This window comes from Alteromonas sp. MmMcT2-2 (genome assembly GCF_022348305.1).
Classification (GTDB): Bacteria; Pseudomonadota; Gammaproteobacteria; order Enterobacterales; family Alteromonadaceae; genus Alteromonas; species Alteromonas macleodii.
The window spans coordinates 15,305-33,034 of the sequence record NZ_JAKRFA010000028.1 but is presented as its reverse complement, the minus strand read 5'-3'; the positions used below and the strand labels follow the sequence as shown (position 1 = coordinate 33,034).

The window sequence follows — 17,730 nt, the reverse complement described above, 5'->3', positions numbered from 1 at the left end:
GTTATGTTCCCTTAAAGAAGCGCTTGCTGAATGTGTGATTTGATCACATCTAATGCAATTTGGTTTTTGCCGCCTTGCGTCACTACTACGTCGGCAGTGAAGCGGCTAGGTTCAATAAATTGATGATACATAGGCTTAACAGTTTCTTCGTACTGTTTTGCCACCGACTCAATACTACGACCGCGTTCTTTTAGGTCGCGCATCATTCTGCGCATCAAACAAATATCAAGAGGAGTATCAATGAAGATCTTCACGTCGTACAAAGGAAGTAGATCAGTACGAGCAAGTAGCATGATACCTTCAAGAATAATGACTGGCGCAGGATTTAGACGCTCAGTTTCAGGCAAACGCGTATGCGTTTTATAGCAGTAATGTGGATAGTCAATAGGCTGACCATCGCGCAATGCTTGCAAGTGTGCTTTTAAAAGCTCATGTTCAAAGGCATTCGGGTGATCATAGTTGTTCTTCTCACGTTGCTCCATGGGAAGATGATCTTGCGCACGGTAATAGTGATCCTCGCGCAGCACTTGAACAGGGCGGCCTTGAGCACTGAAACCGTTAAACAAATTTTTTGTAAAAAGAGACTTCCCAGAGCCAGAAGCTCCAGAAATGGCAATAATAAGTGGCGATTGCATAGTACTATAAAGCTGATTTTGTTGGTGCAAAGATACGCGTTTAGGCCTCGCGAATCAATGTTATATTCACAAGTTCTCGGTTTTTGGATCGGTCTTTGCTAGAACTTTATCGTATTTTCAAGGTATTGCAGGGCGTTTAGTCAGCTTACAAAAAATACCAAAAAGTTCTCCAAGTGGTCAGTTTTTAACTGAACAAGTCAAAATATCGCTAGTTACCAATTATCTCTATATCGTCATCCTTAATACTCGGTAATGCATACGAATGCTGCTTCGAGCGAGAGCCCTCACCCTGAGCCCGAGGTGGATAGTATATTTCTTTTTCTTCAGTGAATCCGGCAAACACTTCATCAAGGGCTGCACGGATCTCGCTCAAGGTTTTGTCTAAATTCGCGTTGAAGTCTGGCCTTTTGCGTTTAGTATGCCCAAGTTCAATCAGTCTACCAAAGCTCTTGTTAGCAAGAATCATAAGTTCATGTGGTACATCTTTATGCGGAGGAAGCGGCTGATTGGGGTACTCAATACAAAACTTAACTAAAGCAGTATAGAAACATAATGGCTTATTCTGTAGTGCAACTACCTTGTCATCAACACCGTTTGAAAGTGTTTTATCTTTGAGATTAATAATGAGCTTCGGTGTTGGCGGCAGCAATTCTTCTTCAACAGCCGACACTTTCTTACGCTTTTTCGTTGCAATAGAAAATACTGGAAGTAGTAAAAGTGAGCAGAGCAATGCTATAAAACTAAATCCTACTCCACTCCATGACGACTTACTGCGCATTTCAAGTACAATACGTTGCTCTGCATTTATCAGTAAGGTAGATGTCACGTTAGGGTATTGTGTGAAATCTTGAGATTGAACGCTGATTTCCTGAATATGGCTCACTAAAATAGGATAGCCTTCTTTGGTTAGTTCGCTATTTAATCTATCTAAATAGCTATAGATAGCATGCTGATTGACCGGCGTATTAAGCGTTACATTGCCCACATCTAGAAATGCGCTGTCTAGGCTTATACGACGTTCGACTTTATCTTGCGCTTCATGAATATCAGCCTTAAATGAAAAGTACTGGCCAATCAGCGCGATAGTCTGTAAGCACAGAAATAGCAGTGCCCAGTTTAACGTTATGCATGCAGGCGATTTGAACTTAGGTTTGATCATTTGTTACACCCCGCTTCAAGTGTAATATTTTTGTAATATGGTCGCGGGCGAGCCATTGCTATTTCATGTACAACAGACTGCATAGCACAGAACAAATCGGTGTTTTGTGTCTGCATTTTCAGGTACCACTGCATTCCACCTATGCTTTCTTGTAACGGTGTTGCGTAATTTCTTGAAAAGCGATCACTGTCATCTTCAGCCCAATAAGACGAAATAATGTCAACATCACCTGCTAACAGTGCTCTGCGAAGCTCTTGATGGGAACTGTAATATACAATTGATACGTTTGTGTCGCTTAACCCTAAATTTTGTAGGATAGTTTTGGGTACAATGTGGCCTGAGCGACTACTTGGGTAATCTAATAAACCAATTTTTTTACCGAGCAAGTATTCTTTACTTAATTGCGGGCGTTCGCGTAACGCAATGAAAAAGGCGCTGTAATTAGGGTGCGATGCCACTTTAGACAGCCCATATATTTGGTCAGCGCCAAACGCGTCGACCACGTTCTTTTTCACTAATGCAAGGTCAACAACGCCGTGGTTGATGTAGCGAAACGTGTCATAGTCGCTTTGACCGATGATAATTTTTACTTCGCCGAATTGCTTCTTTATTGTGCTGTCAGCGCACAATCTATCTCTTGCCATTTCAGCAATGCGACCGTCGGTAACATACACTGAAAAAATGTCGCTATTCGCACTTAATTTAGTTTTGCAGTATAAAAATTGACCAGTTTGTGGGGTGATGTCACTATAAACATTGTTTTTTTGTAAATAGCTAAAAGTACCGCACGCGATAGCGACGATGACAAATAATATCCACTTTCCGGAGGCAACAATTCTAAAATTCGCCAAAAAAACGACCAAATGAATTAACGATTTATGTGGGGATTTCATCAGTTAAGGTTATTTATTGCAATAGGTAAATTTATTTTAAATCGTTAAGCTATTGAAATATAGTTTATTTTTATAGGTAAATCTGATTTTTATTAAACGCTGTTTATTAGTCGCACATCTGCCAAGAATAGCACTGTCCAATTGCTGCAGATAGACAACAACAATAACAAGTAAGTTAACTTGACTACATGGTCAAGTAATTTTTTACAAAGTCACTAGCGTCGGGCAATTGGTGTTAAACAAAAATGTAAAACTGTAATAAATTTGACATGAATCTCGATAACAATTCTTCGTGGTACTAGAATAGTAAGTGGTCTTGATAGGGCCAACGCCCTGCGCAAGTCCATAAAAAAGAATTTTAAACAAAAAGGGAAACACACACATGAACTCTCCAGCTAAATTCAGCCGTATTGCGGCTGCTGTTGCGCTGTCCATCGGGTTGTCTACCGCTGTAATGGCGCAAGAAACGTCTTCATCAATTAAAGGTAGCCTAGTTGGTCCAGCAGGAGCTCCAGCAGCAGGAACTACAGTTATTATTACCCACGTCCCCACTGGCGCCAGAAAAACCGTTCAAGTTAACAACGCAGGGCAATTTAGCTCTCAAGGTCTACGCGTAGGTGGTCCTTATACTGTTGAATTTGATTCAGATAAGTTTGATGATAAAGTCATAAGTGATGTTTATTTGCAACTAGGTGAGCCTTTAGTTCTTAATTTAGCGCTAACTGACGAAGCTGACGTTGAAAGAATTCAAGTTACAGCTTCTCAAATGGGGTACGACGTATTCGGTCAAAAAAGTCCTGCGTCAACATTCAATCTTGAAGATTTAGAGTCTGCTCCTTCTGCAAACCGTGACCTAAAAGATATCGTTCGTGTAGATCCTCGTATTAGTATTTCTGAAAGCGACGGCGAAGAGGCGATCATCTGTGGTGGTGGTAACCCACGTTTTAGTGCACTAACTGTTGATGGTGTTCGTATGAACGACAGTTTCGGTTTGAACCAAAATGGTTATCCGACTGTTAGAATGCCATTCTCTTTCGATGCAATTGACCAAGTAACCGTTGAGCTTGCACCATTTGACGTGCAATACGGTGGTTTTACGGCGTGTAACATCAACGCAGTTACAAAATCGGGTACAAATGAAGTTCACGGTAGTGCTTTCTATGATTACACTAGTGATTCATTAATGGGTGATAAAGTAGAAGATACAGACGTTGATACAGGCGACTTTACTGAAAAGCGCTACGGTGTAAACGTTGGTCTTCCACTAATCAAAGATGAACTTTTCTTCTTTGGTGCTTATGAAAAACTTGAAGGCGCTCAAATCTTCTCTTACGGCCCTCTAGGTAACCAAGTATCACAACAAGATATCGATCGCATTCGTGAAATTGCGTCACGTGTTTACGATTACGATATCGGCGGTACGCCTGGCTCAATGCCTGTGGAAGACGAGAAAGTACTTGTTAAGCTTGATTGGAACATCAACGACGCTCACCGTGCATCATTAGTTTATAACTATAACGATGGCTTTAGAATCGACCAATCTGATGACTACTCGACAGCTCTTTCTTTAGATAGCCATTTCTACGAAGTAGGTGCAAAGCTTAATTCAACAGTTGCTTCATTGTACTCAGACTGGACCGACGACTTCTCTACCGAAGTTCGCTTAGGTCGAATCAAGCTTACCAACCGTCAAAACTCACTAGATGCTGACAGTGGTTTTGGTGAAATTCGCATCGATAGAGTAAACGGTGCAGACGTCTTTTTCGGTCCAGATGACTCTCGTCAATCTAACGAAATGGATTGGAATAGCACAACTGCCAAGTTCGCTGGTACGTACTACCTAGATAACCATACAATTACATTCGGTTATGAGTATGAAGAGCTAGAAGCATTTAACTTGTTCATGCAACATACTATTGGTGAATACCGTTTCGAAACTATTGATGATTTTGAAGCTGGTTTGGCTGACGACATCTACTACAACAACTCTGCTGGCACAAATAATCCTCAGGACGCAGCGCAACGATTCTCTTATGAAACGAACACGCTTTATGTTCAAGACGAGTGGATCCTTGATGACCTAACTTTGTTGTTCGGTCTTCGTTATGACAAATACAGCAGTGATGACAAGCCTAAGCGCAATGAAGTATTTGCTCAACGCTATGGTTATGACAACACTTCAACATTCGATGGAATTGATTTATTGCAGCCTCGCTTTGGCTTCAACTATACATTGAATGACAATATGGAAGTACGTGGTGGTGTAGGCCTATACTCTGGTGGTAACCCTAACGTTTGGCTATCAAACTCTTTCTCTAACGACGGTATTACAAATATTGATACTTATCGCAGTGATTTTGAGTTGTTCGATGAGAACGGTAACACGGTTCCGCTGGTTAATGGTGGTCGCCTAATTTACTCACCACTTCAAGAGATGTTTGATGAAGTTGCTGATGCAGATCCATCTTTGGGTAATGAGCCTTCAACGAATGCCGTAGACCCTGATTTTGAGATTCCTAGCGAATGGAAGTTCAATCTTGGTTTCACTTGGGTAACAGACAGCGATTATGTATTCCAAGCAGATATTCTTCACAACAAGAAGCAAGATAGTGCACAAATCATAAATGTTGGTTGGGACACAGAAAACGTTACTTTTGCAGCTGACGGTCGACCTATCTACGACTATATTCAAGTTGGAACTAATGACGATGGTGACGCTGTTTTCCGTAACTTCCGTAAGAGTGACTTAGTACTTACCAATGCTCGTGAAGATGGCAAGTCGACCACTATCTCTTTTGCTGTTCAAAAAGAATATGACTTTGGTTTAGATGCTTCATTCGGTTATGCATACAACCGCTCTGAAGACGTTACACCAATGGCAAGTTCAGTAGCGTTCTCGAACTTTACTAACTTTGCTTCATCAGACCCGTTAAACCCTGGTATCGCAACTTCGAACTACGAAGTGCCACATCGCTTTACGTTTAACTTGCGTTATTCGACTGAAATTGTTGACGGTTACAAAACAAGCTTCTCGCTATTCGGATCTCGCCAGCAAGGTCGTCCATTCTCGTACACCTTTGACGGTATCACGATCGGCGACGCGCAGTTTAGAACAAACAATGCACTTCTTTACATCCCAGAAGTTGATGATCCAAACGTGACGTATGCAGAAGGCTTCGACTTAGGTGCATTCAACTCATTCATCGATGAAGGTGGTTTTGCTCGCGGCGAAATCCTTGAGCGTAACTCTGAAAATGCTGAATGGTATTCTCGAGTTGACTTCCGTATTGACCAGCAACTTCCTGGTTTCATGAAAGGTCATCGCGCAAGTGCATACTTCATCCTTAAGAACGTTGGTAACTTCTTAAATGATGATTGGGGCGTTCGTAAAATTGGTCCATTCGTTTCAGCTCCTGTACTTGATGCATCGCTAAATAGCGATGGTACATATACGTACAACGAGTTCTTTGAAGGTAACACTAATCAAAATGGATTCTTTAATGAGCAATCATTATGGCAAATCCGAGTTGGTGTTAAGTACAGCTTCTAATCCAATGGTGTGAACCTATTGTAGTGTTAGGTGCCACTCTCCTTAACAGGAAGTGGCACTTTTTTATGCCCGTCATTAATCTCATAACCATGCAATCTAACGATCCTCCACTTTTTTAATGATCTGAATACGTACATTAGTCGAACTGATTGACGACAAATTTTTAAATGCTCGAAAGGAGGGCTTATGTCAAAACATATGCTAATGGTAATGACATCTCACGAAATTATGGGTGATACTGGCAAAAAGACAGGCATGTGGTTGGAAGAGTTTGCTGCGCCGTACTACGCATTTAAAGACCAAGGATATACGATAACGTTGGCGTCACCCATGGGAGGGCAAGTACCTATCGACCCTAATAGTCTGGTTGACGATGCAATGACCGATGACGCTATGCGATATACGAAAGATGATCTGGCACGTAACGCTATAGCGTCGACGATTCCGCTCGAAGACGTGCGTGCTGATGAGTTTGACGCGGTGTTCTATCCGGGGGGACACGGCCCGTTGTGGGACCTTTCTGACAATGTGCACTCGATAAAACTAATCGAAGACTTTATCGCAGCTAATAAACCCGTTGGGGCAGTATGCCACGCGTCAATTGCACTTAAAGACGTTAAAACGCCTGACGGTAAATATTTGGTCGAAGGGAAGTCGGTTACCGGTTTCTCGAACAGCGAGGAAGCAGCGGTGGAGCTTACTGACGTAGTGCCTTATCTGGTTGAAGATGAACTGGTTAAAAAAGGCGGTAAGTATGAGAGCGCCGACAATTTTGCTGTAAAAGTGTGTACCGACGGGTTACTGGTGACGGGACAGAATCCGCCGTCATCACGACCAGCAGCCGATGCGCTGATTAAGCTATTGAGTTAGCGTCAGCGAACAGCAGAATATATAGTGCCCTCAATGAGAGGGCACCGTTTTAAAAGTGTGGCTACCTAAACGTTCTCAAACAGGTCTTCAACACGTTGTCTTAGTTCTTCAATTCTAGACACATCCGCTGGCGCGATGAAAATAGTGTCGTCACCTGCAATGGTGCCCAAAACCCCGTCTTTCTTACTTAATGAGTCAAGCAAGCGCGCAATAAGCTGTGCAGCACCCGGACTTGTTCTTATTATTACCATGACATTGTTGTGCACAATGTCTAATACAAGCTGTTTGAGCGGGCTTTTAGCGGTTGGCATGCCCAACTCAGGGGGAAGGCAGTAAACCATGTCTCCGCGGGCATTACGCGTTCTTACCGCTCCAAATTTACTTAACATTCTTGAAATTTTAGATTGGCTGATGTTGTCGAAGCCTTGTGCTTTTAATGCATCAACAATTTCGCCCTGTGAACCGTAACTTTCTGCTTTAAGAATTTCTTTAAAAGCTTTGATGAGTAGCTCTTGTTTTGCGTTTGCCATTAGCGCTCTTTTCTTTTTTGAGGGTTATCGTTAGGAATTATATTTAGTATGCGTATATTGTGCCGCACAGGTAGACTTTGCGCAATTTCTTTGCATAATCATTCATGATAATGAATATCGAGATAAAATCGCCATAAATAACGTTAATAAGACGATCCGGTGATTGAGTTTTCCCCCGCGTTGCATTAGTGTGACGTTCCGTTTAAATACGTGAAGTAATCCCATAGGAGAAATGGTATGAAAGTAGCCGTGTTAGGTGCTGCCGGTGGTATTGGTCAGGCGCTGTCTTTGTTGTTGAAAACACAATTGCCAGCAGGTTCAGATTTAGCGCTATACGACGTAGCGCCAGTTGTTCCTGGTGTTGCCGTTGATTTGAGCCACATCCCCACTGCGGTAAAAGTAACCGGTCACGGTAAAGATGACCTAGCTGATGCACTAACTGGAGCAGACGTTGTTCTAATTCCAGCGGGTATGCCTCGTAAGCCAGGTATGGATCGTTCTGATCTATTCAACATCAACGCCGGCATTGTTAAAAACCTAATTGAAGGTGTAGCTGATAACTGCCCGAACGCGTGTGTTGGTATCATCACTAACCCAGTTAACACTACTGTTGCTATTGCAGCTGAAACGCTTAAAGCAAAAGGCGTTTATGACAAGAACAAGCTTTTTGGTGTAACGACACTAGACGTTATCCGTGCTGAAACGTTTGTTGCTGAACTTAAAGGTGTAGACGTATCTTCTGTGCACGTACCGGTAATCGGTGGTCACTCTGGTACAACTATCCTTCCTCTACTTTCACAAGTTGAAGGCGTAGAGTTCACAGACGAAGAAGTTGCTAGCCTAACTACTCGTATCCAAAACGCGGGTACTGAAGTTGTTGAAGCTAAAGCGGGCGGCGGTTCTGCAACCCTGTCAATGGGTCAAGCAGCGGCACGCTTCTGTCTATCACTAGTTGCAGCAATGCAAGGTGAGAACGTGGTTGAGTACACTTATGTACAAACTGACGACAGCGGCGACGCAGCATTCTTTGCACACCCAGTTCGCCTAGGCGCAAACGGTGTTGAAGAAATCTTGCCATACGGCGAGCTAAGCGCATTCGAAGAAAAAGCGAAAAACGACATGCTTGAAGGCCTACGTGGCGACATCAAGCTAGGCGTTGACTTCGTAAACGGCTAATAGCGCCTGAAGCGGATGTACTAGCATCCGCTAGAAAAGGCTGGATACGTTCTTACGTACCCAGCCTTTTTTGCATTTAAGACATTACAAAAAAAGCCTGCTCAATGAGCAGGCTTTTCATTATAACGTTACGCGTTCATTGGGCTCTAGCCTGTATTACGCATACCAATTGCAATACCCGCGATGGTAACCATCATGGCACGCTCTAGGCTGGTGTTTTGTGCATCGTCACCGGCTTTACGAATACGATCCAGAAGCTCAATTTGCAGGTAGTGGAGGGGCTGAAGATATCCTGCACGGATCTCCATAGACTCTTTACCCTGCGGGTCGTTCTTCATGATGTCGCCGTCACCGGTTATAGCCAGTAGCGACGAGATGCTTTCTTTAAGCTCGGCACGCAGAGCTTCACCAAAGTGTTTAAGCTCTTTGGGTACTAAGCGCTCATCATAAGCTTCACTGATACGCGGATCGGCTTTATGGAACACCATGTCTAGCATTGAAAGACGTGAACGATAGAACGGCCATTCGCTGAACATTTCGTTAACCACTTTTTCGTTTTCCGGGGTCTTCACGCTATCAATAGCACGCATAACGCCTAGCCAGCTTGGTAGCACCAAACGGGTTTGTGCCCAAGCAAATATCCATGGAATAGCGCGTAGGCTCTCAATACCGCCTTGTGGCTTACGCTTCGCTGGGCGACTACCTAGTGGGAGTTTGCCTAACTCTTGCTCTGGCGTTGCAACACGGAAGTAAGGTACGAACTCTTTATCGTGACGCACGGTTGCACGATAGTTGTCACGACCTTGGGCTGCCATTGCAGTTATAAGCTCTCGCCATTCTTCTTTTGGTGCCGGAGGCGGGAATAACATGGCTTCAATTATGGCGCTGGCGTAAATACCTAGGCTGCGTTTAGCCAGCTTAGGCATACCGAATTTATAGCGAATAGTTTCGCCTTGCTCAGTTACACGGAAGCCGCCGTCTAGCGAGCCAGGAGGCTGAGAGTAAATGGCAGCATGTGCTGGCAAGCCACCACGACCAATTGTACCGCCACGGCCGTGGAATAGCGTCAGGCTTACGTCAAACTCATCAGCAATCGCAACCAAGGCTTCTTGTGATTGGTATTGAGCCCAGCCCGCAGCAAGTGCACCTGCGTCTTTGGCTGAATCTGAATAACCAATCATAACGAATTGACGACCTTTAACGTAACCGCGATACCAGTCGATAGACAGAAGTTTGCGCATTACGTCAGGCGAGTTGTTCAAATCGTCTAGCGTCTCGAACAATGGCGCCACTGGCATTGGCCAATCTACACCACTTTCTTGAAGTAGCAGCTGAACGGCCATAACGTCCGATGGCTCACTGGCCATAGAGATAATATAGATACCAAAACCGTGTTTGCTGTGCTTCGCAATTACCTTACAGGTATCAAGCACTTCTTTCACGTCATCAGACGCATCCCATTGAGCGGGGAATAGCGGGCGTTTTGAGCCAAGCTCGCGCAATAAGAACGCTTGCTTGTCGGCTTCGCTCCACTGAGCATAATCACCAAGACCTAGGTAGCGTGTTAGTTCGCTGAAAACGTCTGCATGACGTTCAGAGTCCTGACGCACGTCAAGGCGCAGAAGGTGAATGCCAAATACACGAGCACGACGAATAGTGTCTAGCAGCAGACCGTTTGCTACAACTTGCATTCCGCAGTCTAACAGTGACTGGTAGCAAAGCATCAGTGGTTCAATTAGCTCATCATCACTTTCAACCCAGTTTGAAGTATCTGGGTTTTTACCTGCTAAGTAGTCGCTAATGCCATCGCGGGTTGCGATGAACTTGTCCACAAGTGGACGAAGAAGGGCGCGGTATGGCTCGTTGGCGTCGCCGACTTTTTCGCGTAACGCGTCGTTGCAGTCGTACATTGAAAGCTCAACTTGCAAGCGATCAAGATCAATCGCGAAAAGCTTGGCCGCACGTTTTCTAGCAAGTAATAATACTTGCTCAGTCACTTTTGACGTTACAAATGGGTTGCCGTCTCTGTCGCCGCCCATCCAAGAGCTAAACTGAACGGGAGACGCATCTAGTGGCAGTGATACTTCATAATCTTCGTTTAGGCGACCATCAAGCTCGCGCATAAAGTCTGGCACTGCTTCCCATAATGAGTTTTCAATAACAGAGAAGCCCCAGCGTGCCTCATCAACCGGTGTTGGACGTACTGAACGAATTTCTTCAGTGTGCCAAGCCTGTGCAATAAGGTCAGCAATACGGGTTTCAATTTTCTTACGCTCAACATCATTAAGCGACTCTTGGTGAATAGCCTGAAGGCAGTTCGCCAATTCTTTATGTTTGTGAATAAGTGTACGGCGCGTAACCTCAGTTGGGTGCGCGGTCAGTACAAGATCGATGTTCAGTTTTGCAACCGCATCCTGCACTTTTTCAGCTGTTAATTCAGCTTTATCTAGGTGTTTAAATAGTGCATCAATAGACGCATCAACATTCATTGCCGCATTGTATTCTTGCTCAGCAATGTTGCCCAAATTCAAGAATTGTGCGAATGCACGGCCAACAGTAAGCAAATCGCTGTCAGACATTGTTTTGAAAGTTTCTTTCAGTTCTTCGCTACATGTAGCGTCTCCCTGATAAGAAGCTCGGCCGCCTTTACGAATCTTTTCAATACGGTCTAGCCACTCTTGACCCAATTGATTTTTGATTGTTTCACCTAAGGTTTTACCTAGGTATCGAACGGTATCTTTCAGTTCAGCATCGTAGTGTGTTTGCATGCTATCCTCCTAAATATATGGCCTTAACCATACTGTGTCCTTTGCGACTTGTCTAACCACTTTCGGTTATAATTTACAACATTTTGATACTTTTGCACCCTAGTTAACATTGCTCAAAGCAAGATATTTTGTGGTGTGATACACTCTTGCACCGGAAAATGCAGAAACATTCTCGCGTTATGCGTTTTGTTTGAAATTTGTACTGCATTTGTAATTTAATTTCAGGAGTTCTTGTGACTGATACATTCAATACAGTAGAAACCCAAGCAAGTTACGGCATTGGTTTTCAAATGGGTCAACAATTACAATCAAATCCGTTTGACGGACTAGCGATTGACGCTGTTGTAGCTGGCCTAAAAGACGCCTTCGCAGGTCAAGCGCCTCAGGTTGATAACGACACACTACGTGATGCGTTCGGCGAAATTCACAAGCGTATGCAAGCGGCTAAAGAAGAAGCAAGCAAAGCGGTTATTGAAGAAGGCACAAAGTACCTTGAAGAAAATGCGAAGCGTGACGAAGTAACCGTTACTGAATCTGGTCTTCAGTATGAAGTTATTGCTGAAGGTGACGGTGAAACACCAGTTGCGGCTAGCACTGTACGTGTTCACTACCACGGTACACTTATTAACGGTACCACTTTTGACAGCTCTTACGAGCGCGGCCAGCCAGCTGAATTCCCAGTAGGCGGCGTTATTAAAGGTTGGACTGAAGCACTTCAACTTATGAAAGTAGGTGCTAAGTACCGTTTATACGTGCCACATGAGCTTGCTTACGGTGAGCAAGGTGCGGGTGCAGCTATTGCACCATACAGCACGCTTATCTTTGACGTAGAGCTTCTAGACGTTCTAGGTTAATGTGTTGTTCACAGGTGTGCAGTTCTGTACACCTGTGTTCCATTTTTTCTTATTCATAGTTCATAACGTTTTAAAAACTAGCCCGCACTTCGTTGAATTTAGCGATATGGCCTAATGTTTCTTTTTCCTATCTCTTTTCTTCTCTGTCTTTTCTCGTAAATACAAAGCAAAGCTAAATTTGGCACGTTGTTTCATTGGTGTCGCCTTGCGTTTGCGATATGCTAGGTTTCATCTGCTCCGAGTTGTTATCAGTGGCTTCGGCATTACAATAGCCCCACGCTCAAATAAGGAAAATTATTATGGTTATCAAGCCTAAAGTGAGAGGCTTCATTTGTACAAACGCGCACCCTGTTGGCTGTGCAACGGCGGTTGACGAACAAATTGCTTATGTAGAAGCAAAAGGCGACTTAGGCGAAGGCCCTAAAAATGTATTGATTATTGGTAGCTCTACGGGGTACGGCCTAGCATCACGCATTACTTCTGCGTTCGGCTATGGCGCTAAAACGCTGGGTGTGTGTTTTGAAAAAGCACCAACGGAACGTAAAACGGGTACTGCCGGTTGGTACAACACCGCTGCATTCCACGAAAAAGCCAAAGCAAAAGGCTTGTATGCAGAAACTATTAATGGCGATGCGTTTTCCGATGAAATCAAAAATGAAACCATCGAAAAAATCAAAGCTGAAATGGGCAAGGTTGATTTGGTCATTTATAGCCTTGCATCCCCGCGTAGAACCGACCCAGAAACAGGCGTAACGTATAAATCTACGCTTAAGCCTGTAGGGCAGGCGTACACTACGAAAACCTACGATACTGATAAAGACAAAGTGCATGAAGTATCGCTAGAGCCAGCCAACGACGAAGAAATCCTTAACACCATCAAAGTGATGGGCGGTGAAGATTGGGAACGTTGGATGGACTTTTTACGTGAAGCCGATGTGCTTGCTGAAGGCTGTAAAACCACCGCATATACCTATATCGGTAAAGAACTAACATGGCCTATTTATGGTCAAGCGACGATTGGTAAAGCGAAAGAAGACCTAGATCGCGCTGCCGCAGCCATTATTGGTAAAAACAGTGATTTGCTTGTGCAAGCCAATGTGAGCTCGTTGAAAGCACTGGTAACGCAGGCAAGCTCAGCCATTCCTGTAATGCCTCTGTATATTTCACTTATTTACAAAGTGATGAAAGAGGAAGGCACCCACGAAGGGTGCATTGAGCAGATTCATGGCTTGTTCACACAGTGCCTGTTCGGCAATACACCAACGTTAGATGAAGCAAATCGCTATCGCATGGATGGCAAAGAAACTAACGACGCAACACAGGCAAAAATTAAGGCGCTATGGGATCAAGTGACACAAGAGAACTTTCATGACTTAAGTGACTACAAAGGTTACAACCATGAGTTCTTAAAACTGTTCGGTTTTGACATTTCAAGTGTTGATTACGACAGTGAAGTTGACCCAATGGTTAATTGGTAAAACCTAAACTTACCATTAATTAACCTAATGCTTATATGCGCAAAAGCCGTCTGATTTGACGGCTTTTTTGTACCTGATTACAAGTTGATACGGCGTATGGATTCGCAAAATGTAAATGAATAAGACCAAAGGTTTACATTAAATTGTAGAAAAATTTGCCTTTATCTTGAAATAGCGTGGCACAAACGTATGGGTTAATGCTAAAATCCCGAAATTAAGTAGGGGTCTTTTCTGCCTCTACCAAAACAGCAGTAGCGATTGCAGCTACACAACAACAATAATAAGTGTAAATTTCTGCTGGTGGTCTATAAAGAAAGGGCGAATTAAGCGTCCGCAAAAGGAATTATGCGTTACGGCTTCATAACAGGCTGACCGTAGCAATTGCAGCAAGTTCCATCAATCAACAACGAAAAGGTGTTCTACACCTGTTAATAGTGCGCTTTTGCATGCTGACAGGCAGGTTTTCTGCGGTCATGCAAAAGGGTATTTCTATTAGAGTAGTGCGATTACATATGATAAAAATCAAGAAAGGTCTCGACCTCCCAATTGAGGGAGCGCCAAAGCAGGAGATTGCTGATGCATCTGCTGCAACGCGCGTTGCCATTCTGGGAGAAGAATATGTGGGTATGCGCCCTACCATGCACGTCCAAGTTGGCGATGTAGTGAAGAAAGGTCAGGTGCTTTTTGAAGACAAAAAGAACCCTGGCGTTAAATTCACTGCCCCAGCAGCGGGTGAAGTGGTAGAGGTTAACCGTGGTGCAAAACGTGTTCTTCAGTCTGTAGTTATCAAAGTGAACGGCAGCGATGCTGTAACTTTTGATAAAATTGCAGCTGACCAGATCGCGAGCGCTTCACGCGAGCAGCTTCAGTCAATCCTTGTAGAGTCAGGCATGTGGACAGCGTTCCGTACACGTCCATTTAGCAAATCTCCTAAGCTAGACTCTGTTCCAAGTTCAATTTTCGTTACAGCAATGGATACCAATCCACTAGCAGCAGATCCTGCAGTGATTATTGCTGAGCGCCAAGACGATTTCGTAAATGGTCTTAAAGCATTAACGCAATTGAGCGGTGGCAAGACTTACGTTTGTAAAGCGGCAGGTGCATCTGTTGCTACTGGCGATGCGGCAGTTGATGTTGAAGAATTTGGCGGTCCTCACCCTGCGGGCCTACCGGGTACTCACATCCACTTCCTTGATTCTGCTGGCATGAACAAAACGGTTTGGCACATCAACTACCAAGACGTTATGGCAATTGGTGCATTACTGACCTCTGGCGAGCTAGATAACCGTCGTGTTATTTCACTTGCAGGTCCTGCAGCAACTAACCCACGCCTAGTGCGCACCGTAATGGGCGCAGACTTGACCGAGCTTACTGCTGACGAGCAAGTAGACGGTGAAGTACGTGTTATCTCTGGTTCTGTACTTAGCGGTACGACAGCGATGGGCGTTCACGGCTTCCTTGGTCGTTTCCACACCCAAGTTTCACTACTAAAAGAAGGTCGCGAGAAGAAATTGTTCGGTTGGATCCTACCTGGTTCAAACCAACACTCAGTGACTCGTGCTTACTTAGGTCACCTAAGTGGCAGCAAGAAATTTGATATGACAACAACTACCAATGGTTCTGAACGTTCTATGGTTCCAATTGGTAATTACGAACGCGTTATGCCCCTAGATATCATTCCTACGCTTCTGCTTAGGGACCTGATTTCTGGTGATACTGACGGTGCTCAGACGTTGGGTTGCTTAGAGTTGGACGAAGAAGATTTGGCATTGTGTACTTATGTATGCCCTGGCAAATACAACTACGCTCCTATCTTACGCGACTGTTTGACCACGATAGAGAAAGAGGGTTAAGTCATGGGTTTAAAAGCGTATTTAGAAAAGATCGAACCAAACTTCGAACCAGGTGGTAAGCATGAAAAGTGGTATGCGCTTTACGAAGCTGCGGCGACCATTTTCTACACCCCAGGTAAAGTAAATAAAGCTAACACGCACGTGCGTGACAGCATTGACCTTAAGCGCATCATGATCATGGTATGGATGGCAACATTCCCAGCTATGTTCTTTGGTATGTATAACATTGGTTTCCAAGCGCAAGAAGCAATTGCTGCTGGCGCAGGAACACTACCTGATACGTGGCAAGCAGGCCTATTCGCTGCCCTTGGCGGTGACTTGGCAAATGCGGGTACACTAGGTCTATTCTTCTATGGCGCATGTTTCTGGCTGCCAATCTACGCGGTAACGTTCGCGGTAGGTGGTTTCTGGGAAGTATTGTTCGCGTCTGTGCGCAAGCACGAAGTTAACGAAGGTTTCTTCGTTACATCGGTACTATTCGCACTAACACTTCCAGCTACTATTCCTCTATGGCAAGTTGCACTAGGTATTACCTTCGGAGTTGTAATTGCTAAAGAAGTATTCGGTGGTACAGGTCGTAACTTCCTTAACCCAGCATTGTCTGGTCGTGCATTCCTTTACTTTGCGTATCCTGCGCAAATTTCAGGTGACCAAGTATGGGTAGCGGCAGATGGTTATTCTGGTGCAACGTCTCTAAGCCAAGCGGCTTCAGGCAACCTTGATTACGCGAACATGGATCAGTGGATGAACAGCTTCATCGGTACTATCTCAGGTTCAGCGGGTGAGGTGTCTACCCTTGCTATTATTCTTGGTGGCTTGTTCATCATGTACATGCGTATAGCAAGCTGGCGCATTGTTGCTGGTGTAGCAATTGGTGTGGCGTTCTTCGCAACCTTGCTAAACCTAATCGGCAGCGATACGAACCCTATGTTTGCAATGCCTGCTCATTGGCACTTTGTTGTTGGTGGTCTTGCTTTTGGTATGTTCTTTATGGCGACAGACCCAGTTTCTGCGTCGTTCACAAACCAAGGTAAGTGGGCTTACGGTATCTTCATTGGTTTCATGACGGTACTAATCCGCGTCCTAAACCCAGCCTTCCCTGAAGGTGTAATGCTAGCAATTCTATTTGCTAACTTGTGGGCGCCACTGTTCGACTATTTCGTCGCACAAAGCAATATCAAGCGGAGGGTAGCACGTGTCGGCTAAGAAAGAATCTTTAGGCAAAACGGTAGGTATTGTTGTTGCCGTATGTTTAGTTTGTTCAATTGTTGTGTCTGGTGCGGCTGTTGGCCTTCGCTCTCTACAACAAACAAACGCAGCTCTAGATAAAAAGAGCAACATTCTTAATGCTGCAGGCCTTTATGAAATGGGCATGAGCAATAGCGCAATTGAAAGCACGTACAGCGAGCGAGTAGAACAGCGTTTTGTTAATCTTGACGAAGGTACTTTCGTAGAAGCGCCTAAGCCAGATTACGATATGTATAAAGCAGCCAAAGAAACTGAGTACAGCACAAAGGTAACTAACAGCAATGTTGGTTTCCAACGCCGCCCTAACGTGGCAAGTGTTTACTTAGTTCGCGACGACGCAGGTGATGTATCTCGTATCATCCTTCCTGTTCACGGCAGCGGCCTTTGGGATCTTATGTACGGTTTCTTAGCGGTAGACGCAGACGGCCAAACGGTTCGCGAGCTTATTTACTATCAGCAAAAAGAAACGCCAGGACTAGGTGGTGAAGTGCAAAACCCTGCTTGGCAGGACAAATGGGACGGCAAAGAGCTTTACGAAAATGGCGAAGTTGCTATTCGCGTAGTGAAAAATGCTAACCCTAGCAATCCTCACACTATCGATGCGCTTTCAGGTGCAACCCTAACCAGCAACGGTGTTGAAAACACTATTCGTTACTGGGTAGGCGAGCAAGGCTTCGGCCAGTTCCTGAAGAACCAAGCATGGCGTTCATAAGGGA

13 protein-coding genes are annotated in these 17,730 nt (G+C 44.5%); 8 read left to right on the top strand and 5 right to left on the bottom strand.

Annotated features, from left to right (window positions below):
• Nucleotides 1-11 precede the first annotated feature (11 nt).
• From udk to MHM99_RS15150, 3 genes are all read right to left on the bottom strand, one after another.
• Complete coding sequence (gene udk / locus MHM99_RS15160; RefSeq protein WP_014950808.1) at nt 12-635, bottom strand: uridine kinase; 624 nt, start codon at nt 633-635, stop codon at nt 12-14.
• 208 nt (nt 636-843) lie between these two features.
• Nucleotides 844-1,794: a hypothetical protein gene (locus MHM99_RS15155; RefSeq protein ID WP_168463569.1), complete on the bottom strand. Its 951-nt coding sequence runs from the start codon at nt 1,792-1,794 to the stop codon at nt 844-846.
• Nucleotides 1,791-2,645: a PhnD/SsuA/transferrin family substrate-binding protein gene (locus MHM99_RS15150; protein ID WP_168463575.1), complete on the bottom strand. Its 855-nt coding sequence runs from the start codon at nt 2,643-2,645 to the stop codon at nt 1,791-1,793. Before MHM99_RS15150 ends, MHM99_RS15155 begins: the two co-directional genes overlap by 4 nt.
• Nucleotides 2,646-3,069: 424 nt before the next feature.
• Between MHM99_RS15150 and MHM99_RS15145 the strand changes: the two genes are divergently transcribed.
• The gene (locus MHM99_RS15145; protein ID WP_187447207.1) at nt 3,070-6,237 is read left to right on the top strand and encodes a TonB-dependent receptor; all 3,168 of its coding nucleotides are present in this window, start codon (nt 3,070-3,072) and stop codon (nt 6,235-6,237) included.
• A gap of 186 nt (nt 6,238-6,423) precedes the next feature.
• Nucleotides 6,424-7,107, top strand: coding sequence for a type 1 glutamine amidotransferase domain-containing protein (locus MHM99_RS15140; RefSeq protein WP_239220030.1), 684 nt, complete (start codon nt 6,424-6,426; stop codon nt 7,105-7,107).
• A gap of 65 nt (nt 7,108-7,172) precedes the next feature.
• Here MHM99_RS15140 and argR read toward each other — a convergent pair whose 3' ends face one another.
• Nucleotides 7,173-7,637 carry a transcriptional regulator ArgR gene (argR, locus tag MHM99_RS15135; protein ID WP_014950803.1) on the bottom strand — a complete coding sequence of 155 codons (465 nt, stop codon included), beginning with the start codon at nt 7,635-7,637 and terminating at the stop codon, nt 7,173-7,175.
• A 237-nt stretch (nt 7,638-7,874) separates the two neighbouring features.
• On the opposite strand from argR, the gene mdh reads away from it, so the two are divergent.
• Complete coding sequence (gene mdh, locus MHM99_RS15130) at nt 7,875-8,813, top strand: malate dehydrogenase (protein ID WP_168533964.1); 939 nt, start codon at nt 7,875-7,877, stop codon at nt 8,811-8,813.
• Between the two features lie 146 nt (nt 8,814-8,959).
• Here the strand turns inward: mdh and ppc are convergent, their stop codons facing one another.
• On the bottom strand, nt 8,960-11,581 hold the full coding sequence (ppc, locus tag MHM99_RS15125) for a phosphoenolpyruvate carboxylase (protein ID WP_168533962.1): 2,622 nt from the start codon (nt 11,579-11,581) through the stop codon (nt 8,960-8,962).
• A gap of 233 nt (nt 11,582-11,814) precedes the next feature.
• Here ppc and MHM99_RS15120 point away from each other — a divergent pair, with 233 nt between their 5' ends.
• The 5 genes from MHM99_RS15120 to MHM99_RS15100 all read left to right on the top strand — a co-directional run bounded on the left by MHM99_RS15120 (nt 11,815) and on the right by MHM99_RS15100 (nt 17,726).
• Complete coding sequence (locus MHM99_RS15120) at nt 11,815-12,435, top strand: FKBP-type peptidyl-prolyl cis-trans isomerase (RefSeq protein WP_239220028.1); 621 nt, start codon at nt 11,815-11,817, stop codon at nt 12,433-12,435.
• A 299-nt stretch (nt 12,436-12,734) separates the two neighbouring features.
• The gene (fabV, locus tag MHM99_RS15115; RefSeq protein WP_239220026.1) at nt 12,735-13,913 is read left to right on the top strand and encodes an enoyl-ACP reductase FabV; all 1,179 of its coding nucleotides are present in this window, start codon (nt 12,735-12,737) and stop codon (nt 13,911-13,913) included.
• A gap of 512 nt (nt 13,914-14,425) precedes the next feature.
• Nucleotides 14,426-15,766 (top strand): Na(+)-translocating NADH-quinone reductase subunit A, encoded by a 1,341-nt coding sequence (locus MHM99_RS15110; protein WP_239220024.1) that lies wholly within the window; start codon nt 14,426-14,428, stop codon nt 15,764-15,766.
• Between the two features lie 3 nt (nt 15,767-15,769).
• A complete protein-coding gene (locus MHM99_RS15105; protein WP_014950797.1) occupies nt 15,770-16,972 on the top strand; it encodes an NADH:ubiquinone reductase (Na(+)-transporting) subunit B in 1,203 nt (400 codons plus the stop codon).
• A complete protein-coding gene (locus MHM99_RS15100) occupies nt 16,962-17,726 on the top strand; it encodes a Na(+)-translocating NADH-quinone reductase subunit C (protein WP_014950796.1) in 765 nt (254 codons plus the stop codon). The genes MHM99_RS15105 and MHM99_RS15100 overlap by 11 nt, the downstream gene beginning before the upstream one ends.
• Nucleotides 17,727-17,730 lie beyond the last annotated feature (4 nt).